We start from the raw sequence: 24,783 nt of genomic DNA, 5'->3' as shown, positions 1-24,783 counted from the left end.
CGCCGCCGACCCGGAAAGGCTCAGGACTCCAGCGCGGGCTTCGGCTGCCGGGCCAGTGCGGTCGCGATGAGGACGTCGAGCAGCGCCGGATAGTCCAGCCCAGCGACGCGGAACATCTGCGGGTACTGCGAGACGGCGGTGAAGCCCGGGAACGTGTTGACCTCGTTGATGACCGGCTCCGTGCCGTACCGCAGGAAGAAGTCGACCCGCAGCAGCCCCCGGCATTCGAGGGAGCGGAACGTGCGCACCGCGAGGTCCTGGAGCCGCTCGATGATCGCCGGCTCCAGCTTCGCCGGGATGTCGAAGATGGTGGTCGGGTCGAGGTACTTGGCCTCGTAGTCGAAGAACTCGTGCTTGTCGGGGAAGCTGATCTCCAGCGGCGGCCCGACCTGCAGGGAGCCGTCGGGGTGCTCCAGGACGCCGAGGTCGACCTCGCGCCCGTGCACCATCTCCTCGACGAGGACCTTCGCGTCGCTCGCGCGGGCCTCGGCGAGCGCGTCGTCGAGCTCGGCCCAGTCGTCGACCTTGGACACGCCGAGGCTCGACCCGGCCCGGGACGGCTTGACGAACACGGGCAGCCCGAGCCGCTCGCGTTCGGCGGGCGTCACGGTGCCGGTGCCGCCGCGCAGCACGACGCCGTCGGCGACGGGCAGGCCGTCGGCGACGAGGAGCCGCTTGGTGAACTCCTTGTCCATGCCGGCGGCGCTGGCGAAGACCCCGCTGCCGACATACGGCAGGCGGACCATCTCCAGGACGGACTGGATCGTGCCGTCCTCGCCGTACGGGCCGTGGATGGCGGGGAAGACGACGTCGCACTCGCGCAGCGCCCCGATCGCCTCGGCGAGGCTCGCGAGGGCCGGCACGTCGGTCTCCTTGGTCAGGTCGAGCAGCCCTTCCAGGTCGAGGGCCTCCGGCGAGCCGGCGTCGGGGCCGAAGACCCACGTGCCGCCGGGGGTGATCCGCACGGGCACCACGTCGTAGCGGGACCGGTCGAGGAACCGCACGATGCTCAGGGCCGACTTGCACGAGACCTCGTGCTCGCCGCTGCGCCCTCCGAAAACGACGGCGACGCGGACGCGAGGATCAGCCATGCACGTGCTCCTTACCGATGTACGTTCGCGGGACGCGGGCGCCGATGCCCGTCAAGATCTCGTGCGGGTTGGTCTGCGCCCAGGCCGCCCACTCTTCCACGGTCGGCTCGGCCCCGTCGCCCGGGCCGAACAGCACGATCTCGTCACCGAGGGCGACGTCGAGGTCACCGGCATCGGCGACGAACTGGTCCATCGCGACCCGCCCGGCGATCGGGCACCGCCGGCCGCCGATCGCGACGGCGCCGCGGTTGCTCAACAGGCGCGGCACCCCGTCGGCGTATCCGGCCGGGACCAGGACCATCGTGGTGTCGCGGTCCGTCACGTACTGGTGGAGGTAGGACACGCCGGTGCCGGGCGGGACGCGCTTGACGTTGACGGCGCGGGCCCGCAGCGTCATCGCCCGCCGCAGTCCTGCGGTCACCCCGTCGATCGGCTCGACACCGTACAGCGCGAGCCCGGCCCGCACGAGGTCGTAGTGGGTGGCGGGCAGGTCGACGATCCCGGCGGAGTTCGCGAGGTGCCGCAGCTCCGGCTCCAGCCCGGCCTTCGCGGCGACGGCGAGGGCCTCGTCGAACCGTTCGAGCTGGAGCGCGACCGACGGGTTGCCGGGGTCGTCGGCGGAGGCGAGGTGCGACCAGATCCCGCGGACCCGGATCGTGCCGCGCCGCTCCAGGTCGGCGGCCCGCGCCACCAGGTCGGGCCAGTCGGCCCAGGCGACCCCGTTGCGGGTCAGCCCGGTGTCGACCTTGAGGTGGACGGCGGCGCCGGCCGGCATCGCCTCCAGGTGCCGCGGCGTCGACACGGACAGGTCGACGTCGTTGCGGACGGCCCACGCGAAGTCGTCGCCGGTGCCATACAGCCAGGCGAGCGTCGGCGCGCCGATCCCGCCGTCGCGCACCGTGCGGGCCTCGGCGATGGAGGTGACACCGAGCCAGGTGGCGCCGCTGGCCAGTGCCGCGCGGGCGACCGGTAGCAATCCGTGACCGAAGCCGTTCGCCTTGACGACGGCCATCGTCTGGGCGCGCGGGGCGGCGAGACCGGAAAGGAGCCGCGTATTGTGCGCCACGGCGTCGAGATCGACGACCGCCTCTGCCACTGGTTGCACCCGGCACCCCCTTGTCCCGCCGATCATAGTGGTCACCGTGCGTCACCGCAGTGTCGGTTAACTGGCACGGTACAGGCGGACGGACAGTCCACCTGCGATCAGGCAGGTGGCGGCGAGCACGGCCAGGTGCAGCGGGCGCGGGGTGTCGCCGGCCCACGCGGCCTGGACCGCCTGCCGGAACGCGCCCAGCGGCGTCCAGTCGCCGATGCGGCGCAGCACCGGCGGGAGCTGCTCGACCGGCACGTACAGGCCGGCGAAGAACGCGGACGGGAACCACAGCACGAAGGCCCAGCCTGTCGCGGTCTTGGGGCTGCCGGCCGCGGCGGCGACGAGCAGCCCGACGGGGAACAGGCCGAGGACGCCGAGCAGCAGCACGGGCAGGACCAGCGACAGGTCGGGCAGCCGCATGTCCATCATCCACCTTGGAGAACGACTCCGACGAGCGCAGGCCCTCCGCCGAGACTCTCTACGCCATCGCCAAGGCGCCGAAGATCTCGCCGGGCTCGACGGTGAATGACACGTCCCGGACCGCGTGCCGGTCGCCGTAGCGCTTGCGCAACTGGTGGACCTCGATGACTGCCATGCCGTCGATCGTGCGGAAGCGGGCGGGCGGGCAGAATGACGCTGGGCACCGGACGGGGGTGCACCTAGCCCCACCCCGGAGACGGCGGCCAGGGCCGATGTGGGAGGCGGACCGTGACACGAGACTGGGCGGCATGACCTGGGTGAGAGGTGTGACGCGCAGCGGGGTGCTGCTGGGTGTCGCCGTCGTCGTGTTCGTGCAGTTCCTGCTGTCGCTGGTGATGCTGTTCCCCGGGGTCCTGCTGGGCCTGGTCTTCCTGATCCCGCCGCCCGTGCTGTACGGGCGGCGCCTGACCAACCGGTGGCGGGCGATGTTCGCCGCGTGGACCGGGCGGGCGGTGCCGGAGCCGTACCGGCCGCCGCCGGCGGACCCGGAGCCGGACGCCGACGGCATGTACCGGCACGACGCGACCCTCTACAAGACGCCGCGCTTCCCGAGGTTCTTCCAGCGCCTCGACTGGCTGATGAAGGACCCGGCGACGAAGCGGGACCTGACGTGGCAGCTGCTGTTCCCGTTCGTCGTCGTCGCGCTCGTGCCGGTGGGGCTGCTGGTGGCGCCGTGGACGGTCCGCGCCGTGGGGGTGTGGTCGGCGTGGATGCTGACGCCGATGGACCCGGCCCGGGCGGCCAGGAAGCTGACCCGCGGTGCGCGGACCCAGCGACGGCTCCTGGCGTGGGGGCGGGCCGGGCTGCTGGTGTGCTGCGCCGCGCTCGAGGTGGTGCTGCTGGCGTTCAGCCTCGCCTGCTTCACGCTCGGTTTCGGTCTCGGGTTCATCTTCACGATCCCCGTCGCGGTCTCGCACTTCCGCTGGATGGCGAACCTGCGCCGGCAGTTCGCGCAGTGGGGCGGAGTGGAGGTGCCGCGCCCGTACGAGCCGGAGCTGCGCCCGCACCGGCGCCCCGACGGGATGCTGCAGGTGCGCAACAACCTGTACAAGACCGAGTCGATGGCCGGGTTCAACGCCCGCTGGCTGTGGTTGTGGCACGACGTCGCGTCGTGGCGGGACCTGGTGTGGCTGGCCGTCGACCCGGTCGTCACCGTCGTGCTGCTCGGGCCGCCGGTCGCCGCCGGGGTCTACGGCGCGTTCGGGCTGGCGCTGCCGTGGCTGTGGACGACCGTGTTCGACGCGGAGTGGTCCGCCTGGTACGGCGCGTGGGACGGCGACCGGACCGCCGGCCTGATCATTGGGGTGTGCCTCGTCGCGGTCGCGCTCGTCACCGCCGGGCAGCTCGTCACCGTCCACGCGCGGTGGACGGCGCTGCTGCTGCGCCCGACCCGCGAGGCGGCGCTGCGCCGCCGGGTGGAGCAGCTCACGCGCAGCCGTGCGGACGCCGTCGACGCGCAGGCCGCCGAGGTCCGCCGGATCGAGCGGGACCTGCACGACGGCGCGCAGGCGCGGCTGATCGCGGTCGGCCTCACCCTCGGCGCGATCGAACGGCTCATGGACACCGACCCGGCCGCCGCCAGGCGCCTCGTCAAGCAGACGAAGGAGACCGCGGCGGCGGCCCTGGAGGAGCTGCGGGACCTGGTCCGCGGCATCCACCCGCCGGTGCTGTCGGAGCGCGGCCTCGCCGACGCGGTGCGGGCCCTCGCCCTGGACCTCAGCACCGACACGGCCGCCGACGTGACCGTCACCGGGACGCTGCCGGGCCGGCCGCCGGCGCCGGTGGAGTCGGCCGCCTACTTCGCGGTCAGCGAGCTGATCGCGAACGCGACCCGGCACGGCGGCGCCGCGAAGGTCACCGTGGACCTGGGCCACGAGCACGGGCTGCTGCGGGTCGTGGTCACCGACGACGGCACCGGCGGCGCGGACCCGTCGCGGGGCACCGGCCTGCGCGGCATCGAACGCCGGTTGGGTACCTTCGACGGGACCCTGGCCCTGCACAGCCCACCCGGCGGGCCGACCGTCGCGACGCTGGAGCTGCCGTGCGTGTTGTCCTCGCCGAAGACCTCTACCTGCTGAGGGACGGCATGGTCCTGCTGCTGCAGAGCCACGGTTTCGAGGTCGTCGCCGCCGTCGACACCGGCCCGGCGCTGCTCGCGGCGCTGCTGGAGCACCGCCCGGACGTCGCGGTCGTCGACGTGCGGCTGCCGCCGAGCTTCACCGACGAGGGGCTGCAGGCGGCGCTCGCCGCCCGCCGGGAGGTGCCGGGCCTGCCGGTGCTGGTGCTGTCGCAGCACGTGGAGCAGCTGTACGCGCGGGAGCTGCTCGCCGACGGCACCGGCGCGGTCGGGTACCTGCTGAAGGACCGCGTGTTCAACGCCGACCAGTTCGTCGACGCGGTCCGCCGGGTCGCCGCCGGCGGGACCGTGATGGACCCGACGGTCATCGCGAAGCTCGTCGCCCGGCCGTCGCCGGCGACGGGCACGCTGACGCCGCGGGAGCGGGAGGTGTTGACGCTGATGGCGGAGGGCCGCTCCAACGCCGCGATCGGCAAGCAGCTGTTCCTCAGCGACAGCGCCGTCGGCAAGCACATCGCCAGCATCTTCGCCAAGCTCGACCTGCCGGTGTCCGACGACGACAACCGGCGGGTCCTAGCCGTGCTCGCTCACCTGCAGAGCGGCTGAGACGAACTCCGCGTGGTCGCGGATGTAGTCGGCCGCGTCGTAGTAGTGCGACGCGAAGACCAGCAGCGCCGCGTCCGGCGAGTAGCGGAACTGCGTCGCCCAGGTCATCGGCGGCAGGTACAGGCCGGTCGCGGGGCTGTCCAGGAGGAACTCCTGCCGGACGACGCCGTCGTCGGCGACGACGCTGCAGCGGCCCTTCACGCAGATCAGGAACTGGTGGCACTCGCGGTGCGCGTGCTGGCCGCGGACCTTCTCGTTCGGCACATCGAAGACGATGAAGTAGCGCTTCACCGGGAACGGGATGTCCCGCTCGAACTCCCCCACCGACAGGTCGCCGCGCAGGTCGTGCACGTAGTCGAGGCGGTGCACGGTGACCCCGCGGACCTTGGTCGAGTTGACCCGCTCGCCGGTCTGGGTGTCGTGCGGCTCCGCCGGCACCGGCGCGGCGTCGACGTAGCCGGTGAGCCGCGCCGGGTTGCCGACGACGATCGCGTACGGCGGCACCGACCGCGTGACGACGGCGCCGGCGCCGACCATCGCGTGCCGGCCGATGGTGACCCCCGGCAGGATCGAGGCGTTCGCGCCGATCGACGCGCCGGTCTCGACCGTCGTGCGGGCGAAGGCCTCCGGGTACTGGCGGCTGCGCGGCATCCGGTCGTTGGTGAACGTGACGTTGGGGCCGACGAACACGTCGTCCTCCAGGGCCACGCCGTCCCACAGCTGCACGCCGCACTTGACGGTGACCCGGTCGCCGACGACGACGTCGTTCTCGACGAACACCCCGTCGCAGATGTTGCAGTCGGCGCCGATCCGCGCGCCCGGCAGCACGTGCGCGAACGCCCAGATGCGGGTGCCGTCGCCGATGGCGGTGCTCTCGCACAGGGCGTTGGGGTGGGTGAAGTACGACATCAGCGCTGTCCTCCCTGCCGGACCACGATCTTCTGCGCGCCCGCGTACTGCAGCTCCCACGCCACGACGGCGAGGGGGCGGCGTTTCGTGTTCTCGTAGCCGCGCCACGCGTATGAGCCGACGACGCCGAGGCCGAGCGCGTTCACGCCGCCGAAGAACAGCACGACGAGGATCGTGGCGGCGTAGCCGGGCACGTCGAACAGGCCGGCGAGACGCGCGGACAGCACGACCGCGCCGAGCACCACCGACACCAGCAGCCCCAGCACCCCGGCCGCCATCAGCAGCCGCACCGGCAGGTCGGTGAACGCGAAGACGCTGTCCATCAGGTACGTGACCTTCTTGCGCAGCGTCCAGCCGGAGCTGCCGCTCATGCGGGCGCGCCGGGTGTAGGCGACCTGCTTGCGGCGGAACCCGAGCCAGAACAGCATCGCGACGAGCGACGTGTTCGCCTCCTCGCAGGCCAGCAGGCAGTCGCGGAACGCCTGGTTGCAGCCGAACATGTCGACGCCGCCGCTGGGCATCTCGCGCACGACCATCCGCCGGTACAGGCCCCAGAACAGCTTCGACGCGATCCTGCCGCCGAGCGGGTCGGCGCGGCCCTCGCGGGTGCCGACGACGACGTCGAACTCGTCGGTCGCGAGGGTCCGGAAGAACTGCAACGCGAGCTCCGGCGGCTCCTGCAGGTCGGCGGCCATGACGGCGAAGTACTCGCCGGTGGCGTGCTGCAGGCCGACCCGGATCGCGGCGAACGACCCGAAGTTGCGCGACAGCAGCACCAGCCGCGCCGGGAACCGTTGCGCGGGCAGCAGCGACTGCAGCAGCTCCGCGGACCGGTCGGGGCTGCCGTCGACGACGAAGACCGCCTCGAGCGCACCGCCCAGCGCGTCGTGCAGGTCGCCGACCGCGGCGAGCAGGTCGTGGATGGTGCCCTCGTTGCGGTACACGGGGATGATCAGGGAGTACACGGCTGGCCCTTCCAGTTCTCGGTGCCGGCGCCGAACGCGTTCACGGCGGCGGCGACCCGGTCGACCTGCTCGGCCGGCAGCTCCGGGTGACACGGCAGGCTCAGCACCTCGGCGCACAGCCGCTCGGTGGCCGGCAGCTCGAGCCCGGCGAACCGGTCGCCGTGCACCGGCTGGCGGTGGTCGGGCAGCGGGTAGTGCACGTCGTGCGCCACGCCGTGCGCGCGCAGGTGCGCCGACAGCGCGTCCCGGTCGGCGCAGCGCAGCACGTACAGGTGGCCGACGTGTCCTGGCGCGTCCACCTCCGGCAGGGTCAGCTTCGGGTGCCGGATCGCGGCGCGGTACCGGGCGGCGACCGCGACCCGCGCGGCGTTCCAGCCGTCCAGGTGCGGCAGCTTCACCGACAGGACCGCGGCCTGCACCTCGTCGAGGCGGCTGTTGCGGGCCGGGCCGGTCACCTGGTGGTACTTGCGGTCCCAGCCGTACTGCCGCAGCCGCCGCACCCGCTCGGCCACGCCGGCGGAGGCGGTGACGACGGCGCCGCCGTCGCCGAGCGCGCCGAGGTTCTTCGTCGGGTAGAAGCTGAACGCGGCCGCGTCGCCCCACGAGCCGGCGCGCCTGCCGTCCCGGGACGCGCCGTGGGCCTGCGCGCAGTCCTCGACCACGGGCGCGCCGTGCCGGGCGGCGACCTCCAGGATCGCGGGCAGGTCGGCGAGCCGGCCGTACAGGTGCGTGACGAGGACCGCGTCGAACGTCTCCCGGTCCAGCAGCGCCGGGTCGAGGGTGGCGGTGTCCTCGTCGACGTCCACGTAGACGGGTTCGGCGCCGAGGGCGAGCAGCGCGGTGGTGCCGTAGCCGCCGGCGTTGGCGACGAGGGCGACCCGGTCGCCGCGGCCGATGCCGACCCCGGCGAGGGCGAGCTCGATCGCGTCGGTGCCGTTGGCGACGCCGACGGCGTGCGGGACCCCGCAGTAGGCGGCGAACGCCTCCTCGAACCCGGCGACCTCCCGGCCGAGGACGAACCACCCGCTGTCGATGACCCGCCGGACGGCGTCGGTGAGGGCGCCGGCGAGCGGCGCGTGGTGGGCGGCGAGATCGTTCATGTCACCTCATAGACCGTGAGCTGTCCGGCCCGGAACCGCTCCTGGGCGTGCGCGCCCAGGTCGCCGACCGGTCCGGCGGTGGTGTCGGCGACCAGCCAGCGGACCTGGTACCGGTCGCGGAGGACCCCGATCGTCGCGGGGCCGGGGTCGGTGAACGCGGCGTCGTTCCCGGCGAGCCGCGCGGGGTCCCAGAAGGCGGCGAACCAGGGCAGCACCCCGTCGGCGGCGGCACGCTCGTACGTGCTGTTGGTGAAGCCCCAGCCCTCGACGAGGACCCGGTGGCCGCTCGCCGCGGCGAGGGCGAACCGCCGGTTGTCGCACATGCCGCCGGCGGGTGTCACCCCGAAACAGTGCGCGTTGGTGGCGAGCAGGTCGCCGGGCGCGGCGTGGCGCCGCAACCAGCGGCCGGCGTTCCACGTGTCGCGGTCGATGGCGCTGGTACGGCCGTCGGGCGCGACCTGCTCGGAGAGGGGGACGGCGCGCCAGCCGCCCCGGGCGGTGTCGGTGACGACGGCGGCGGTCTGGTCGTAGGCGGTGGGCAGCCCGAACCCGGCGCACATCGCGATCGCCACCGCCAGGATCCGCCCGTCGCGGCGGATCAGCGCGGCGGCGACGACCACGACGGCGAGGGCGGCGAGGACGACGTACGGGCGGCCGAGCTCCCACCCGAGCCGGTCCCCCGCCGGCCGGGTGCCGTCGACGGTGCGCAGCAGGAGGACGACCGTGGTGCCGGCCACCGCGGCGAGCGCGAGGAGCCCGCCGCGCGCCCAGGTCATCGTCCCGACGACCGCGGCGAGCCCGGCGACGGCGGCGAGCGCGAGGTACGGCCGGGCGGACACGATCAGGTAGGACTGGGAGCCGCCGGGGTGCCCGAACAGCAGCACGCCGGCCATGCCTTCGGCGCCGATCGCGGCGAGCAGCAGGACCGGCGCGTCCAGGACCCGCCGGCCGAGGGCGAGGCCGCCGCCCCAGATGAACAGCCAGCACAGGACGGTGATCCCGGCGGCGACCCAGGCGTGCGCCGCCGGGGTGCCGGGGCCGGTGTAGCCGGTCCAGGTGCCGGCGACGGTCGCGAAGCCGCTCATGGTCGCCAGGGGCTCGACGACGAGGCTCTGGTTGGCGCCGCCGCCGTACAGCAGGACCGTCGATGCGACGGTGAGCACGCCGGTCACGACGGCCGCGAGCAGCGCCGGCCGGTGCAGGCCGCGGCGGGCGGCGAGCTGGACGGCGACGACGAGGACGAGCGCGCCGGTGAGCAGCGGCAGGTACGGCGCCTTCGCCCCGGCGAGCCCGGCGAGCAGCAGCACGAACAGCGCCCACCGGCCCTTGGCGGAGCCGCCCTGCTCGACATCTTCAGCGCCGTCGAGGATGCCGAGCAGGAGCAGGACGGCGGCGGCGAAGAGCAGGGCGCCGAACGTCTGCGTCGGGCTGGTCCAGGCGATCAGGCGGTAGACGGAGCCGTCCTCGTAGGGCCCGAAGCCGAACCAGCCGTCGGGGTGCGGCCAGCCGTACGGGTCGGGGGCGAGGACGAGCATCGTGACGACGGCCGCGGCCGGGCCGGTCCACCAGCGGCCGGCGATCCGCCGGGCGAGGACCGCGACGAGCAGCAGCGTCCCGGCGAACATCGGCAGCGGGGTGAGCCGGACCAGCAGCGCGAGCGGGTCGATGCCGGTCACCCAGCTGGTGGCGGCCATCTCCGGGTAGACGAACCAGTGGTAGACGAGCGGCTCACCGGACACCCAGGGCGCCTGCATCGGCATGTGCTGCTTCGCCTCGGCGATGAGCGCCAGGTGGAACGGGGTGTCGGCGTCGAGCGGGCCGCTGACGGGCCAGCCGAGGCCGTGTGAGCGGAACATGCGGACGCTCCGCAGGCAGAACAGGCCGACGACGGCCAGCATCGACCAGGACCACAGCGCGGGGGCGCGCTCCCCGGAGCCGCGCCAGGCCTTGCGCAGCCGCGGCACGAGCAGGGACGCGCCGATCATCCCGGCGGGCCAGGCGAGCACCAGCAGCGGCACCCCGGCGGCGCGGGCGGCGACGTACGTGAGGACCTCGGCGACGTAGCCGACCGCGGCGCCGGCGACGACGTCGGCGACGAGCCAGCCGGACCGGCCCAGCAGCGTCCGCCACAGCAGCAGGCCGGGCAGCACGACCCCGGCGGTGAGCCAGCCGGCGAACGCGAGCGTGGTGGGCAGCGCCACCCCGTAGAACCGCAGCGTGAACGCGATCCCGGTGAGGCCGGCGGCGAGCGGGAGCAAGGACGCCAAAGCGGCGCCGCGCGGCCTGCGGCCGGGGGTCGCGGATGGCTCGTCCGGACCTGCGGCCGGGTCACGTATCGCGTCCAATGTCGTGGTCACTGCACCGCCCAACGCGGCGGGCGCCGGGCGCGTCGCGCCGTTTCACCCGTTCGCGGCGCACACCGCCGGGGTCGCCGGCCCGGGCGGCAGCGGGTGCGCGACCCCCAGGGCCGCCACGGCGGCCACGGCGGCCGCCAGGACCAGCACGACCGCCACGAACCGGATGACCCTCGGGCGCGTCTCGCCTGCGACCCCGGCCGGGCCGGTCACCAGCGCGCAGCCGGCCACCGCGAGCAGCACGAGGGGCAGCGCGAAGCGGGTCTCGGTGGCCGACGTCATCAGCGACGCGCAGACACCCGCGGCGAGGATCGCGAGGGTCCGCGCCCCCGGAGTGCGGCACGCGGCGACGATCCCGGTGGCGACGATCAGCACGACCGGCACCGTCAGCTCGTAGTGCTCGGCGCTCGCGGCGGCGCTGTACGGCGTCGACCACGACCACGCCAGGGCGGCGGCGACCTTCTCCGCGAGGAACAGCGCCGACTCCGGAAGGTTCGTCAGCAGCGCCCGGACCAGTCCGCCGGTCGAGGCGGCCAGGCGCCCGTCGACCGCCGCCGCCATCGACGGGTCGCAGTAGAACTGTTGCGGTGCCCCCACCGCCGGTTCGATCGTGTCGTAGCGCACGATGTACGACGCGTAGCCTGCCTGGAACCCGGCGAGGTCCGCCGTGCCCGGCGGCGTCGGCCCCGGCACCGATCCGCGCAGCGCGTTGAACGCCACCTGCGGCAGCGACCCGGCGACCACCCCGGCCGCGAACCACAGCGCCGACCGCCGGCGGGTCGCCACGACGATCCCGCCGAGCGCGGCCAGGGGCAGCAGGTAGGCGGGCCGCAGGTTGACCGTCGCGCCGGCGGCCACCCCGGCGAGCCCCAGACACCACGCCGTGCCGAACCGCAGCGGGCCGGAGCGCAGCAGGCCGGAGCGCAGCGGGTCGGGCCGCGGCGGGTCGGGTCGCAGCGGGTCGGAGCGCGGCGGGTCGGGTCGCAGTGCCAACCACACCGCGGTCAGGAAGGCGGCGACGGCGGGCAGGTCCATCAGTGGAAACGGCGCGAACCTCGCCGCGACGAGCCAGGTCAGCGGCGCGCACACCCACACGGCGGCCGGGCGGGCGGCGATCCGGGGCAGCAGGAACCCGCCGACGAGCGCGACCAGCAGCGCGTTCTCCAGCAGGACGGCGTACCGGCCGGCGCCGGTGACCAGGTGCTCGGCGAGCGCGGCAGGAGCGTAGACCAGCGGTGTCAGGGCGCCGCGGAAGTCGAGGTCGCCCACCCGGACCGTGTCCGCGCCGGTGAAGATGGCGAGGGAGCCGTCGAAGTAGTGGGCGGCGTCGTAGACGAACCCAGCGGCCGGCCCCTGCGCGACGGTCGCCGCGAGCAGCGCCGCCGCCGGCCACCACCTGACGAGGTGCCCTTGCCGCTCCAGCACCGCCATGAGGATCCGAACGATCGAGGTGCCCGCCGGGTCACGGGGTGCGGTACCGTGTTCGCCGCTGACGTTCGATCCCGGTGAGGAGCACGATCGATGGGCACGGCAGAGGACTGGGTCGTCGTCGGCCTGGACAACGGCGGCACCGCCAACAACGCCACCGTGCTCTCCCACGACGGGGCGTTCCTGGTCGACGGCCTGGTCGAGGTCCCGAGCCGGGTCCTGGAAGGGCCGGCGGTCGCGGTCGAGGCCCTCGCCGGCGCGTTCGACAACATCCTCGCGGTGACGAAGACCGACCGGTCGCGGGTCGCGGCGGTCGGCCTCGACACCCCCGGCCCGGCCACCGCCGGCGGGGTCATCTCCTCGAAGGGCTCGACGAACTTCTCCCAGCAGGCCTGGTGGGGCTTCGACTTCCGCGGGGCCCTGGAGCAGCGGCTCGGGCTGCCCGTCGTCTACAACAACGACGGCAACGCCGCCGCCCTCTACGCGCACCACGTGCACTTCGGCGCCGACGCGACGCAGCGGTCGTCGGTGTCCGCGATCGTCGGCACCGGGCTCGGCGGCGGCGTGATCGAGCAGGGCAACGTGGTCAAGGGCGCCGCCGGGATGGCCGGCGAGCTCGGCCACGTCCACATCCCGATGCACGGCCTGCTCGAGGAGGGGCAGCCGCTGCCGTCGTGCGGCTGCGGGTTCCTGGGCGACGTGGAGAGCGTCAGCTCCCTCACCGGCATCGTGCGCAACCTGCTGCCGTACTGGCTGACCCGCTTCCCGGACCACCCGCTGCACCGGGCCGACTCGATGAAGGCCGCCGCGAAGCAGGTCCGGTCCTTCGCCGAGCAGGGCGACGAGCTGGCGCTGCGCATCTTCGACCAGCAGGCGATGGGGCTGGGCCGGCTGTTCACGATCGCGGCGAACTTCACCGACCCGGACTGCTACTTCGTCGGCGGCGGCGTCGTCGAGGCCGCGTCGCACTTCCGCGAGTGGTTCCTGGCGCGGGTGCGCGAATACACGCTGCTGCGCGAGGAGCAGGCGGCGGTCGCCACGTTCGCCCTCGTGCCGGACCGCGACATGGCGGGCGCCCGGGGCGCCGCGATCGCGGCGGCGGCGAGCCTCTAGAGCTGCTCCACTGGGGCGGGCGCGCGGGCCACGTCGGCCCCGACCTGGTTGAGGACGCCCTTGTCGTCGCGCTGCCAGCGGCGGCCCCGGCTGTCGGTGAAGCGCAGCTCGACGTGCATGTCGGCGGACGGGGCGAGCCGGATCGTCCCGTCCTCGTTGATCCGGTCCCGCTCGACGGGCCCGTCGGTGTTCTCCTCGTCGAACCCGGCGTACACCTCGGGCTGCTCGGCCGGCGGCACGATCCGGACCCTTCTGATCGCCGTCCAGGCGGCGGGCGGGTCCCGGAACACGATCTCCAGGTCGTAGACGGGCGTCTGGCCGGCGTTGCGGATCGCGGCGCCGACCACGCCCCGCGTGATGATCTTCTCGAACGTCTCGCGCTCGCTGACCGCCCACGCGCAGACCCGCTCGGCGTCGGCGCGCGCCTCGGCCAGCCGATACGCGGCGAGCAGGCCGGCGGCGCCGGCCACCGCGCGCTGGACGCCCCGCAGCGCCTGGAAGGCGACGAACACGGCGGCACCAGCGGCGAGCGTCGCCAGTACCGCCACCACCAATGCCATCACATCGGACAAATTACCCGTCCGTGGTTGCCGCCGGGCGCCGGAGGGAGAATCGGACCATGGAACTCCTCGAAGGCCGGGACGTGCCGCTGGGCCGCTACTCGGTGGTGCGGCGGACGCTGCCCAACAAGGTCCGGCGGACCGTCGGCGCGTGGTGCTTCCTCGACCACTTCGGGCCCGAGGAGGTCACCGGGAAGCCGGGGATGCGGGTCCCGCCGCACCCGCACATCGGGCTGCAGACGGTGACCTGGCTCTTCGACGGGGAGATCCGGCACCGCGACAGCCTCGGCTCCGACGTGCTGATCCGCCCCGGCGAGCTGAACATCATGACGTCGGGGCGCGGCATCGCGCACTCGGAGGACTCCCCCACCGAGAAGCCGCCGCTGCTGCACGGGGTGCAGCTGTGGGTGGCGCTGCCCGACGGCGCGCGGTGGCAGGAGCCCCGGTTCGAGCACCTGGAGGATCTCCCGGTCGCGGAGGCGGCAGGTGTACGGATGACCGTCGCGGTCGGTTCGCTGGGCGGGGTCACGTCGCCGGCGGCGGTGCACAGCGAGCTGGTCGGCGCCGAGGTGCGCCTCGATGCCGGTACACCGGCGGAAATCGCGGTCGATCAGACCTATGAGCACGGGGTGGTCGTCACCGACGGCGGCGCGCGGGTCGAGGGGGTCGACGTGCCGCCCGGCTCGCTGCTGCACCTGCCCGAGGGCCGCTCGTCGCTGCGCCTCGCGTCGGAGGGCGGCGCGCGGCTGTTCCTCGTCGGTGGCGTGCCCCTCGACGAGGACCTGGTCATGTGGTGGAACTTCGTCGCGCGCTCCCACGAGGAGATCGTGGAAGCGCGCGACGAGTGGCAGGCGGGATCGTCACGGTTCGGGGTCGTGCCGGGTGGTCAGGAGCCGCTGCCGGCGCCCGCGTTGCCCACCACCCGGCTGCTGCCCCGGCCGCGCGCGCGAGCGAGCTAGAGCAGCCGCCACAGGTGGTCGGCGGTGCCGTTGTCGTCGAACTGCACGACCTGCGCCGAGTTGGCCGTCGACATGCCCGAGACGCCGAGCACCTTCATGCTGTGCTGCACCTGGATGCGCACCCAGCCGTCGCCGTTGTCGATCAGCCGCCACAGGTGGTCGGCGGAGCCGTTGTCCTCGAACTGCTGGACGAGCGCCGAGTTGGCCGTCGACATGTTCTGCACGGCGAGCATCTTGCCGCTGTTCTGGTTCACGATCTTGAACCAGCCGCCGCCGGCGTCGACGAGGCGCCAGTTGTGGTCGGCGGTGCCGTTGTCGTCGAACTGCACGACGTTGGCGCTGTTCGCCGTCGACATGCCGTCGACGCCGAGGACCTTCAGGCTGTTCTTGTTCTGGATCCGCTTCCAGGTGATCGGGGCGGTGCTGCCCTCGACCCGCATCTCCAGGATGCCGCCGGAGACGCCGGCCTTGAGCTGCACGACGACCCGGATCGCGGTGGTGGTGACGCTGGTGAAGGTGACCCGGTTGAACGTGTTGAGCGCCGTGCCGGCCGCCGACGCGCCGGACACCGCGACCCAGGCGCCGCCGGCGTTGCGGTACTGCACCTGCCACGACTGCGGGACCCGGCACTGGCCGGTGCCGGTGTCGTCGAACCAGTACACCGACACGGCGTTGGTGGTGATCGCGCTGGAGTAGGTGAGCTGCGCCCACTCGCTGGTGCCCAGATGGTTCCAGAACGTCAGCCGCGGGATGCTCCCGTCGGCGGAGCTGCTCGGGACCTTGCCGTCGTTGAGGGCCGCGACGGTGTCGCCGGGGTTGCAGTACGACGCGGACGGCGTGGCCGGGATGACCCAGTCGACCGCGTCGGCGCCGTCGCTGACCCGCGGGAACGTGGTGATCCTGACCCGCTGCGCGCCCATCGGCAGCAGCTGCACGGTCTCGTTCGGCTGGGTGGAGCGGGCCGGGCTCTGCTGCAGCGTGCGGACCACGCCCTCGGCGTCCGCCTGCCAGTTGGGGATCTTCCGGGCGGTGACGCTCAGCGAGATGGGCGCGCCGTCGCGGGTGAACGGGTTCGCCGCCAGCGGGCCCGTCTTGCGGGTCACCGTCACCTGCGGGTTCGCCGGGTCGATGAGCAGGCCGTAGTTCCACGGCGAGTTCGCGTACACCTCGTTGGTCGGCCACGCGTCGGTGCCGCCGATGCGCTGCCAGCGCTCCGCGATCGACAGCGAGAACGTCAGCGGGCCGTTGTCGACGCTGACCGCGTTGCCGTTCTTCGCCCAGGTCCGCACGGTGGTGCGCATCGGCAGCGTGACGGTGACCTTGTCGCCGTTGTTCCAGGTCTGGTCGACGATGACGAACGAGCCCGCCTCGACCGTGCCGGTGACCACGGTGCCGTTCACCCGCACGACCGCGCCGGTGCTCCACTTCGGGATCCGCAGGTACAGCGGGAACGCCACCGCACCCGGGGTGCCCATGGTCAGCGTGATCGTGTCGCTGAACGGGTAGTCGGTGTCCTCGGTGACGGTGACCGTGGTGGCGTTGGCGCCGACCTTCGCGGTCACCTGCGAGTTGCCGTACATCGCCGCGCACAGGCCCTTGTCCCAGGTCGCGAACCACAGCTCCTGCGCGTAGTACGGCCAGCCCATGCCGTAGTTGTGCGGGCAGCAGCGGTAGTTGTGGATGCCCAGCATGTAGGCGAGCATCGGGAAGCCGTTCTGGAACTGGCCCTGGGTCAGGGTCGCGTTCGTCAGGCCGATGCTGTTGGCGCACGTGATGTAGTGGATGCCCTGCTGCGCCGGGTCGAGCGAGGCGGGCAGCAGGTTGAACGCGAGGTCCTCGCACCGGTCCAGCCAGATCGAGTCGCCCGTCATCCGCGCGAGCATCTGGTGGCTGTGCATGAACTCGACGATCCCGCAGGTCTCGAAGCCCTGGCGCGGGTCGGTGTACCCGGGGCGGCAGTTCTCGTCGCCGGCGAACCCGCCACCGGGGAAGTTGCCGTACAGCCCCATGACCGTGTCGTAGTCGCGGTACGTGGCGGCGGGGAACTTCGGGTCCGGGTCGAGCAGGCCGAACTGCGCCGGCTCGCGGAAGCCCTGCGCCAGGTTCACGTTGTGCCAGTTGGGGATGCCGTTGGTGTAGTCCGCGGAGCCGGCGTGGATCTTCCGCACCAGGTCGAGCAGCCAGGTCTCGCCGGTACGGTTGAACAGCCAGTACACGCTGTCGATGTTGTCGCCCCAGCGCAGGGCGGCCCAGCTGCGGTTGAACACGGCGGCGGGCTGCGCGTTCTGGAACTGGAAGTACTTGCGCATGAACGTGTTGACCCGGTTGTCGGGCGTGCCGTTGCGCTCGTTGTACTCGGCGTGCGAGCGGATCGCGTCCAGCAGCGGCATGTGCGGCCAGAAGTCCGGGCCACCCTCCAGGCTCGTCCGTAGCGCGTTCGGCCCGAAGAAGCCGTCGGCGGCCTGGTTGGCGATGATCCCGTCGATCCACTGGCGGGCCAGGGTCAGGATCCGGGTGTTGCCGGTGACGTAGCCGAGGTCGCCGAAGCCGCGCAGCCAGTAGGGCAGCTCCTCCCAGGCGCCCTTGGTCTTGTCGACCCAGCCGTTGCCGGAGTACTGCAGGTAGTCCGACACCTCGGTCATCCGGCCGCAGAGACCGTCGGCCTCGATGTTGAGCTGTGTGCGGAGCCAGCCGCGGGGCTGGACCGCGCCCGGTGGCAGTTTCAGGAACGCGGTCGCCTTCAGCGGGGCGAGGTTCGGCCAGTAGTGACCGCCCCGGGCTCCGGGCGTGACGGTTTTCGCCGTGCGCACCGCCGCGCCGGCGGGGCTGGCAACTGCGGTGGACAGGGCGATCGCGCCGCCGGTGAGGGCGACACCGCTCGCGACGAACGTTCTGCGGTCCATGGACCGGACTCCTTTGCTCCTGGCGGGGAACATCGATGCCCGATTATGCGCAGTAACGCGCCTTTATGAAAGAACCCGTTTGATTTTGTTTACTTATCGTCTTCGCTTGTGCGGTCTTTTACCGGCGTCCTGTACCAGCTCGTCGCGCCGCCGGCCATCAGCCCGAGACCGCCGGCGAGCGCGGTGGCGACCGCCCACCTCGACCAGCCGGGGCCGGCGAGGCCGCCGTTGCTGAACACGCCCGCGTCGGCGAACCCGGTCATCACCGCGAGGCACGCCCCGCCGATGGCGGCCACGAGGTTCGCGGCGCTCCTCCTCAGCGCCAGCAGCCCGGCCGCCGCGAGCACCCCGACGCCGGTGAGCAGCGGCCACAGCCTGGCCAGGAGCTGGGTGCCGAGGTTCTCGGCCGGCGACGTGGCCAGCTGCGCGCTCACCACGATCCAGGCCACCACGACCGCGCCCGCCACCCCGGCGACGACCGCCAGGGCGATCCGTGACCTGGGCGTCGCCAACCCGATCGCCACCGCCGCGAGCAGCGCGCCGGACCACCACCAGCCGGTCGCCGGCGGCTCCGCCTTGGCGATGACGCCGCGGATGATGCCGGGCGTGGTCCCGTCGATCTCGAGGGGGACGCTCCACGCCCTGGCCGGCAGCTCCCGCGCCCGCTCGTCGTGCCAGCGCACCGTGCGCTGCCGGGACACCTGGTGCCACTGCGGCGCCGCGGTCGCGGCGCCTTTGACGGTGCCGGTCAGGGAGCGGCTGGCGGCCCAGGTCGGGGAGCCCCGGTTCTCGGCCACCCCGTTCCCGGAGATCCTGAGGAACGGCTCGCCCTGCATGCCGAGCACGACGACCGTGCGGTCCGAGGCGCTGCGCAGCTCCAGGCGGGCCCCGCCCTCGACGGCCCGGACGGTGACCCCCGGCTCGGACACCGAGTCGACGCGCACCACGTAGTCGACGGCGGCAGGGGCGTCGGCACCGTGCGCGCCGGCCGGTGCGACGTACCCGAGCGCGGCGAGGACCCCCAGCACCACGGCCACCGCCGCTCGTGCCGCCGTTCGCGTCTTCTGCCTGCCGTTGCTGTGTGTCATGGCCTTACTGGTGCTGCGTGTCATCCGGCTCGGGCGGCGGCGATCGCGGCGACCAGGTCGGCGCGGGCACGGGCGACCCTGGACCGGATCGTGCCCACGGGGACGTCTTCGATCTCGGCCGCTTCGGCATACGACAGCCCGAGCACCTGCGTCAGCACGAACGCCACCCGCCGCTCCGCCGGCAACCCCGCCACCAGGTCGGCGGCCGCGTGCAGTCCCGCGTGGTCGCCCCCGGCCAGCTCCTCCGGCTCCGCCGCGACCCGCGCCTCGAGCCGCCGCCCCCGCACCGCGGCCCGCACATGGTCGGCACACGCCCGCCGCGCGATCGCGAGCACCCACGTGCGCGCGCTCGACCTTCCGGCGAACTCCGGCAACGCCCGGAACGCCCGCAGGTAGGTGTCCTGCGTCACGTCATCGGCATGCCCCACCCCGACCAGCGCGGCGACGAACCGCCACACCTCCGGCTGCGTCAACCGGACGAACGCCCCGGCCCCGCCCCGGTCACCGCCACGGGCCGCCAGCAGCGCCGCCGTCGCCGGGTCCGACGCCGGGTCAGCTGCGTCCACGCCGGCCTCACCAGTCACGCGAGGAAGCGTAACGCCCTTTCCCGCCAACGCCCCCACCGCCTCGCCCACCGTCCCACCCAGTGACCATCGTCTACGTCTTCGTCCTACCTCGGCGCCGGCGCACCACCTCGGCCCCGATCAGCCCCGCGATGCCCAGCACGGACAGGGTGACCCACAGCGGCGCAAGACTCCCCGCCGATGACCCCGCGTCGCCACCCTGGCCGTCCGCCGTGCCACCGGTCGCCGGAATCAGGCAGGCCACCTCAACTGCCTGCACACTGGCACCGGTACTGCCGGCCGACGGAACAAGCGCCTGGCAATGCCCCTCAACGGGCGCCCCGAGGTCGATCGCGACACGCCACGTCCCGGCGGGCAGCACCCCACTCCACGTCTGCGTCCCCCGCTCGTCCCCCGTCTGCGTCAGCCGCTCCCCCACGATCGCCGACGCCGGCCCGCTCCCCGGAGCTCCGGCCGACGCCCCCGCAGGCCCAGCGGACAGCGTGACCACCATCGGCTCGTTGATCGGATGCCCGTCCTGCCACTGAGCGGTGATCCACACCGACCCCCGCCCATCCGAGTGAATGGTGACGGACGCCCCACCATGCGCCCCAGCCGGCGAAGCCCACCCGAACACCAGCACCGCCGCCAGCACCACCCCCGCCAGCAGCCTCCGCCCCACCGAACGCCCCCGCCCCATCCCCATCGCGAGCACCCTCATCAGATCCCGACCGGCAGGGTCACGGCATTGCGGGGACGGCCTGGGGGCGGTCGTCGCGGACGTAGACGACCATGTCGCCGGTCTGGATGGTGGTGCCTTCGGGGTCGGCGAGGGAGAGGACCTTGCCGCGGCGGAACAGGGCGATGACCAGCTCGGTCAGCTCGCGCGGCGAGGAGCCGACCTCGTCGCGGCGGGCGGAGCGCATCGCGAGGGCCATGCCCTGGCCGGGGGTGAGCAGGTCCTCGACGACCTCGATGAGCGGCGGGGCGGTCGTCGACAGGCCGAGCAGCCGGCCGGCGGTGGCGGAGGAGACGATGACGTGGTGGGCGCCGGACTGGCGGAGCAGTGGCGCGTTCTCCGCCTCGCGGGCGGCGGCGATGATGGAGACCTTGCCGGCGGTCAGCTGGCGGACGGTGAGCGTGACGAGGACCGACGCGTCGTCGCTGTCGGTGGCGATGATGATCGCCTTGGCATCCTCGACGCGGGCCTCCTTGAGCACCGTGGAGCGGGTCGCGGAGCCCTCGACGACCACGAGGCCGTCGGCCTGGGCCTGCCGGACGGCGGCCGGGTTGGTCTCGACGACGACCACCTGCGCCCGGTCCAGCCCGTTCTCCACCAGGGTGCCGACGGCCGCTCGGCCCTTCGTGCCATAGCCGCAGACGATGACGTGGTTCTTCACGCGCTTCCTCCACCGCTGCAACCTGAGGTTGGTGCGGTACTGCTCGGTCAGGACTTCGAGGGTGGTGCCGACCAGGATGATCAGGAAGAGCACGCGGGCCGGAGTGATGATCAGGATGTTGGCGAGGCGGGCCGTCTCCGACACCGGGGTGATGTCGCCGTAACCGGTGGTGGAGAGGGTGACGACCGCATAGTAGAAGCAGTCGAGGAGCGTGAGACCGTCCTCGTTGACATCCCGGTAGCCGTCGCGGTCGACGAAAATGACCAGCACGATCGCGGAGACGAGCAGGACCGCGAAGCCGAGCCGGGCGCTGATCGCCCGCAGTGGCCCCCGCCGCACAGCCGGAAACTGGATCACGTGCTTCGCTCCACGGATTGCCCGAATGGTCGAAACCCACCATACGGGCCAGGTATGACAGAACCATGCCTGGGTAGCGAGGCGCAATGACGAGAGTGGGCGTGCTCGGCTCGTACGGTGGCTGCAACCTCGGCGACGAGGCCATCCTCACGAGCGTCCTCGCCGACCTGCGGGCCCGCCGTCCGGACGTCGACGTCCTGGTGTTCTCGCGGGAGCCCGGGCACACGGCGGCGGCGCACCCGGACGTCGAGGTCGCCCCCTGGGAGGGCGTGAGCCGGGACCGGACCGCGGCCGAGCTCCGGCGGCTCGACCTGCTGATCCTCGGTGGCGGCGGCATCCTGTACGACACGGAGGCCCGCCGCTACCTCAGGGTGGTGCGCACGGCGCAGGAGCAGCGGGTGCCGGTCTTCACGTACGCGCTGGGCGCCGGCCCGCTGACCGAGGAGATCGACTGCGCCATGGCCCGCGACGTGCTCGCGCAGGCGGTCGAGGTGACCGTCCGGGACGAGGAGTCGAAGGTCGCGCTCGAGGAGGCGGGGGTGACCTGCCGCGTCTCCGTGACCGCCGACCCGGCGCTGCTGCTGACGCCGGAGGAGTTCGACGCCGGGCTGCTGAGCGACTCGCTGCCGCACGGGCGGCGGGTCGTCGGCATGAGCGTCCGCGAGCCGGGCCGCGCCGCGCAGCACCTCGACGCCGACGGGTACCACCAGCTGCTCGCCCACGTCGGCGACTTCATCGTGCACCGGCTCGACGCGTCGCTGCTGTTCGTGCCGATGGAGCGCTCCGACATCCAGCACGCCCACGCGGTGCTGGCCCGGATGACGGCGGCGGAGCAGTGCCGGGTGCTGCACGGCGACTTCCGGCCGGGCCAGATCCTCGGCCTCATGAAGCACCTGGAGCTGGCGGTCGGCATGCGGCTGCACTTCCTGATGTTCGCCGCGCTGGCGGGCGTGCCGCTGCTGGCGCTGCCGTACGCGGGGAAGGTCTTCGACTTCGCGCAGCGCATCGGCGCGCCGGTGCCCCGCGGGGTGGTCCGGGAGGCCGCCGGCCCGCTGCTCGCCCAGGTCGACCGGCTGTGGGACGAGCGGCCGCAGCGCCTGGACGAGACCGCGTCGCGGGTCGCGGCCCTCAAGCAGCGCGCCACGGAGACCGGCCGCCGTCTCGACGCCCAGCTCGAACGGACGAAGGTGGCGGCATGAGCGAGCCGGAACGCAACGAGGACAACAACCTGACCGCGTTGGCGAAGCCGGCGGACTCGCACCGCGTACACCTGCCGCCGAGGACAGCGGAGTACGGCGGGCACACCGAGGTGCTCGTCGTCGGCGGTGGCCCGGCCGGGTTCGGCGCGGCGATGGGCGCGGCCGCCGCGGGCGCCGACGTCGTGCTGGTCGAGCGCTACGGGTTCCTCGGCGGCAACGCCACCGCGGCGCTCGTCATGCCGCTCATGAGCTTCCACAACGAGATGAAGCAGGCCGTCGGCGGCGAGGACAACCGTCTGCTGCCGACCGACCACGGCGAGGGCGAGCCGGTCGTCGCCGGTGTGCTGTGGATGCTGCTGGACCGCCTGGTCAGAGCCGGTGGGGCGATCAGGCCGGCCCCGGACACCGGCTACACGGTGCCGTTCGATCCCGAGGTGTTCAAGCTCGTCACGTACGACATGCTTGGCGGCTCGGGCGTGAAGCTGCTGCTGCACGCGTTCGCCTCCGACCTGATCACGCTGCCGGACTCGTCGCGGGTGGTGTTCGAGACGAAGTCCGGCCCGGTCGTCATCGACGCCGACGTGGTCGTCGACTGCACGGGCGACGGCGACCTGGCCGCGTCGGCGGGCGCGCCGTTCGAGGTCGGCCGCCCCGAGGACGGTCTGACCCAGCCGATGACGCTGATGTTCCGGATCGGCGAGATGCAGCGCGACGGGTTCGCCTCGTACGTACAGGAGCATCCGGATCAATGGAAGGGCGTGCACGGCCTGTGGGACCTGATCCGGGCCGCGCGGGACGCCGGCGAGCTGGACCTGCCGCGCGAGGACATCCTCTTCTTCGCCACGCCGCACTCCGGTGAGGTGTCGGTGAACTCGACCCGCTTCGGCGGCCTCGGCATCAGCGTGTGGGACCTCACCCGGGCCGAGCTGGCCATGCACCAGCAGCTCGACAGCATCTCGCGGTTCCTGCGCACGAGGGTGCCCGGCTTCGAGTCCTCCTACGTCATCCAGAGCGGCGTGCAGGTCGGCGTGCGGGAGACCCGCCGCGTGCTGGGCGACTACCAGCTCACCGGCCAGGACGTCCTCGACGCGCGGAAGTTCTCCGACGTGGTGGCGCGCGGCGCGTACCCGGTGGACATCCACAACCCGAACGGCCCCGGCACCATCCTGCGGCGCCTCCCGCAGGGCACCTCCTACGACATCCCGCTGCGCACGCTGCTGCCCCGTGACGTGGACCGCCTGCTCGTCGCGGGCCGCTGCATCTCCGGCGACCACGTGGCGCACAGCTCCTACCGCATCATGCCGATCTCGATGGCGACCGGCCAGGCGGCGGGCGTGTGCGCGGCCCTGGCGGCGCGGGCCGGCAAGCCGCCGAGGGAGATCCCTGTCACGCAGGTTCAGCGTGTACTGCGAGCGCAAGGCGCCTCGCTGAGCTGACCGTACCGACGGCATCACGCTGCGTCCATTTCGAGGGAACGGGGTCGCTCCGATCCGCACGATGCGTCAGGATCGATCCATGGTTCTGGCTGTCTCGCACCGGCCGCAGTCCACCACGCGCCGCGACCTCGCCGCGGCGCTCGCCACGCTGTGGCTCACCAGTGGCCTGTACCTGGACGGCTGGGCGCACTCGCACGTGCCGGAGCTGGAGACGTTCTTCACCCCGTGGCACGGCGTGCTCTACAGCGGCTATGCGGCGCTCGCCATCGCCATCGTGCCGTCCGTGCTGTGGCGCGGCCGCCCGGCCGGCCCGGTCCGCGACTGGGTCCCCGCGGGCTACGGCCTCGGCCTGCTCGGCGCCGTCCTCTTCGCCGTCGGCGGCGTGGTCGACATGACCTGGCACACCCTGTTCGGCGTCGAGGTCAGCCTGGAGGCCCTCCTCAGCCCGCCGCACCTGCTCCTCCTCACCGCCGGCACGCTCATGATCACCACGCCGGTCCGCGCCGCCGCCGCCCGCCGCGCCGCGCCTTCCCTCGCCGGCGACCTGCCCGTCCTCCTGAGCCTGCTGAGCGCGGTCGGCGTCGCGGCCTTCTTCCTCAACTACCTGTCGCCGTTCACCGACGCGCCGGCCGCCTTCAACGGCTTCCGCAACGGGCAGGCGTTCGGGCTCGCGCAGTACCTCGCCTTCACGGTGCTCGTCGTCACCGCCTGCCTGTTCGCCTGGACCCGTCTCGGCCGCGTCCCCGCCGGCCTGGTCACGGTCGTGGTGGCGGCGGCCTCGATCCCCGACGGCGTGTTCAACGACTTCGCGCACCTCGCCGCCCAGCTCTGGCCACTGCTCGGCGCCGTCCTCGCCGACCTCGCCGTCCAGTGGGTCGCCGCCCAGCGCCCCGACCTGGTGCCGGTCACGCTCGGCGCCCTGGTCCCACCGCTGATCTGGTCCACGCACCTGATCGGCGTCCAGCTCTCGCTGGGAGTGGCCTGGACGGAGGAGCTGTGGTCGGGCGTCGTCGTCCTGACCGCCCTGGCCGGCGCCGCACTCGGCGGCCTGTTGGCCCCATCGACCCGGCCCGCCGCCTGAGCCCGCCGCCGATGCTCCTCG

General features: G+C 73.1%; 21 protein-coding genes. 7 read left to right on the top strand and 14 right to left on the bottom strand.

The annotated features are described in order from the left end of the window. Positions 1-20: 20 nt before the first annotated feature. From ABD332_RS19080 to ABD332_RS19070, 3 genes are read right to left on the bottom strand one after another with little or no spacing between them, the layout of a single operon-like run. A complete protein-coding gene (locus tag ABD332_RS19080; RefSeq protein ID WP_344503322.1) occupies positions 21-1,091 on the bottom strand; it encodes a D-alanine--D-alanine ligase family protein in 1,071 nt (356 codons plus the stop codon). Further along, positions 1,084-2,196, bottom strand: coding sequence for an alanine racemase (gene alr / locus ABD332_RS19075; protein WP_344503321.1), 1,113 nt, complete (start codon positions 2,194-2,196; stop codon positions 1,084-1,086). Before alr ends, ABD332_RS19080 begins: the two co-directional genes overlap by 8 nt. 57 nt (positions 2,197-2,253) lie before the next feature. Beyond that, on the bottom strand, positions 2,254-2,610 hold the full coding sequence (locus ABD332_RS19070; RefSeq protein ID WP_344503320.1) for an ABC transporter permease: 357 nt from the start codon (positions 2,608-2,610) through the stop codon (positions 2,254-2,256). Between the two features lie 302 nt (positions 2,611-2,912). Between ABD332_RS19070 and ABD332_RS19060 the strand changes: the two genes are divergently transcribed. After that, positions 2,913-4,742, top strand: a complete 1,830-nt coding sequence (locus ABD332_RS19060; RefSeq protein WP_344503319.1) for a sensor histidine kinase — start codon at positions 2,913-2,915, stop codon at positions 4,740-4,742. Then, positions 4,706-5,347 carry a response regulator transcription factor gene (locus tag ABD332_RS19055; protein ID WP_344503318.1) on the top strand — a complete coding sequence of 214 codons (642 nt, stop codon included), beginning with the start codon at positions 4,706-4,708 and terminating at the stop codon, positions 5,345-5,347. The genes ABD332_RS19060 and ABD332_RS19055 overlap by 37 nt, the downstream gene beginning before the upstream one ends. Here ABD332_RS19055 and ABD332_RS19050 read toward each other — a convergent pair. The 5 genes from ABD332_RS19050 to ABD332_RS19030 all read right to left on the bottom strand — a co-directional run bounded on the left by ABD332_RS19050 (position 5,315) and on the right by ABD332_RS19030 (position 12,100). Beyond that, positions 5,315-6,256 carry a WxcM-like domain-containing protein gene (locus ABD332_RS19050; protein ID WP_344503317.1) on the bottom strand — a complete coding sequence of 314 codons (942 nt, stop codon included), beginning with the start codon at positions 6,254-6,256 and terminating at the stop codon, positions 5,315-5,317. The two genes, ABD332_RS19055 and ABD332_RS19050, sit on opposite strands and share 33 nt — an antisense overlap. Further along, positions 6,256-7,221: a glycosyltransferase family 2 protein gene (locus ABD332_RS19045; RefSeq protein WP_344503316.1), complete on the bottom strand. Its 966-nt coding sequence runs from the start codon at positions 7,219-7,221 to the stop codon at positions 6,256-6,258. Before ABD332_RS19045 ends, ABD332_RS19050 begins: the two co-directional genes overlap by 1 nt. Continuing rightward, on the bottom strand, positions 7,209-8,321 hold the full coding sequence (locus tag ABD332_RS19040) for a DegT/DnrJ/EryC1/StrS family aminotransferase (RefSeq protein WP_344503315.1): 1,113 nt from the start codon (positions 8,319-8,321) through the stop codon (positions 7,209-7,211). Before ABD332_RS19040 ends, ABD332_RS19045 begins: the two co-directional genes overlap by 13 nt. Continuing rightward, positions 8,318-10,588 carry a hypothetical protein gene (locus ABD332_RS19035; protein ID WP_344503314.1) on the bottom strand — a complete coding sequence of 757 codons (2,271 nt, stop codon included), beginning with the start codon at positions 10,586-10,588 and terminating at the stop codon, positions 8,318-8,320. Before ABD332_RS19035 ends, ABD332_RS19040 begins: the two co-directional genes overlap by 4 nt. A gap of 132 nt (positions 10,589-10,720) precedes the next feature. Further along, complete coding sequence (locus tag ABD332_RS19030) at positions 10,721-12,100, bottom strand: hypothetical protein (RefSeq protein WP_344503313.1); 1,380 nt, start codon at positions 12,098-12,100, stop codon at positions 10,721-10,723. A 96-nt stretch (positions 12,101-12,196) separates the two neighbouring features. Here ABD332_RS19030 and ABD332_RS19025 point away from each other — a divergent pair, with 96 nt between their 5' ends. After that, positions 12,197-13,216 (top strand): ROK family protein, encoded by a 1,020-nt coding sequence (locus ABD332_RS19025; protein WP_344503312.1) that lies wholly within the window; start codon positions 12,197-12,199, stop codon positions 13,214-13,216. Here ABD332_RS19025 and ABD332_RS19020 read toward each other — a convergent pair. Next, the gene (locus ABD332_RS19020) at positions 13,213-13,767 is read right to left on the bottom strand and encodes a hypothetical protein (protein ID WP_344503311.1); all 555 of its coding nucleotides are present in this window, start codon (positions 13,765-13,767) and stop codon (positions 13,213-13,215) included. The genes ABD332_RS19025 and ABD332_RS19020 overlap by 4 nt on opposite strands. Before the next feature lie 68 nt (positions 13,768-13,835). Here ABD332_RS19020 and ABD332_RS19015 point away from each other — a divergent pair, with 68 nt between their 5' ends. After that, a complete protein-coding gene (locus ABD332_RS19015; RefSeq protein ID WP_344503310.1) occupies positions 13,836-14,735 on the top strand; it encodes a pirin family protein in 900 nt (299 codons plus the stop codon). Here the strand turns inward: ABD332_RS19015 and ABD332_RS19010 are convergent. The 5 genes from ABD332_RS19010 to ABD332_RS18990 all read right to left on the bottom strand — a co-directional run bounded on the left by ABD332_RS19010 (position 14,732) and on the right by ABD332_RS18990 (position 21,046). Further along, entirely contained in the window at positions 14,732-17,638 is a 2,907-nt protein-coding gene (locus ABD332_RS19010) for an RICIN domain-containing protein (RefSeq protein ID WP_344503309.1), read from the bottom strand. The two genes, ABD332_RS19015 and ABD332_RS19010, sit on opposite strands and share 4 nt — an antisense overlap. 89 nt (positions 17,639-17,727) lie before the next feature. Then, on the bottom strand, positions 17,728-18,675 hold the full coding sequence (locus tag ABD332_RS19005) for a hypothetical protein (protein ID WP_344503308.1): 948 nt from the start codon (positions 18,673-18,675) through the stop codon (positions 17,728-17,730). Positions 18,676-18,746: 71 nt separating this feature from the next. Further along, the gene (locus tag ABD332_RS19000; RefSeq protein WP_425552239.1) at positions 18,747-19,310 is read right to left on the bottom strand and encodes a sigma-70 family RNA polymerase sigma factor; all 564 of its coding nucleotides are present in this window, start codon (positions 19,308-19,310) and stop codon (positions 18,747-18,749) included. 73 nt (positions 19,311-19,383) lie between these two features. Beyond that, complete coding sequence (locus ABD332_RS18995; protein WP_344503307.1) at positions 19,384-20,010, bottom strand: hypothetical protein; 627 nt, start codon at positions 20,008-20,010, stop codon at positions 19,384-19,386. A gap of 19 nt (positions 20,011-20,029) precedes the next feature. Next, positions 20,030-21,046 carry a potassium channel family protein gene (locus ABD332_RS18990; protein ID WP_344503306.1) on the bottom strand — a complete coding sequence of 339 codons (1,017 nt, stop codon included), beginning with the start codon at positions 21,044-21,046 and terminating at the stop codon, positions 20,030-20,032. Positions 21,047-21,132: 86 nt separating this feature from the next. Here ABD332_RS18990 and ABD332_RS18985 point away from each other — a divergent pair, with 86 nt between their 5' ends. The 3 genes from ABD332_RS18985 (at position 21,133) to ABD332_RS18975 (ending at position 24,762) form a co-directional block, all read left to right on the top strand. Beyond that, positions 21,133-22,245, top strand: coding sequence for a polysaccharide pyruvyl transferase family protein (locus ABD332_RS18985; protein ID WP_344503305.1), 1,113 nt, complete (start codon positions 21,133-21,135; stop codon positions 22,243-22,245). Continuing rightward, entirely contained in the window at positions 22,242-23,681 is a 1,440-nt protein-coding gene (locus tag ABD332_RS18980; protein WP_344503304.1) for an FAD-dependent oxidoreductase, read from the top strand. The genes ABD332_RS18985 and ABD332_RS18980 overlap by 4 nt, the downstream gene beginning before the upstream one ends. Positions 23,682-23,760: 79 nt before the next feature. After that, positions 23,761-24,762 (top strand): hypothetical protein, encoded by a 1,002-nt coding sequence (locus tag ABD332_RS18975; protein WP_344503303.1) that lies wholly within the window; start codon positions 23,761-23,763, stop codon positions 24,760-24,762. Positions 24,763-24,783: the final 21 nt, after the last annotated feature.

It is taken from the genome of Dactylosporangium maewongense, from assembly GCF_039531485.1.
Lineage (GTDB): Bacteria > Actinomycetota > Actinomycetes > Mycobacteriales > Micromonosporaceae > Dactylosporangium > Dactylosporangium maewongense.
This window is presented reverse-complemented; position numbering and strand designations above follow the sequence as displayed.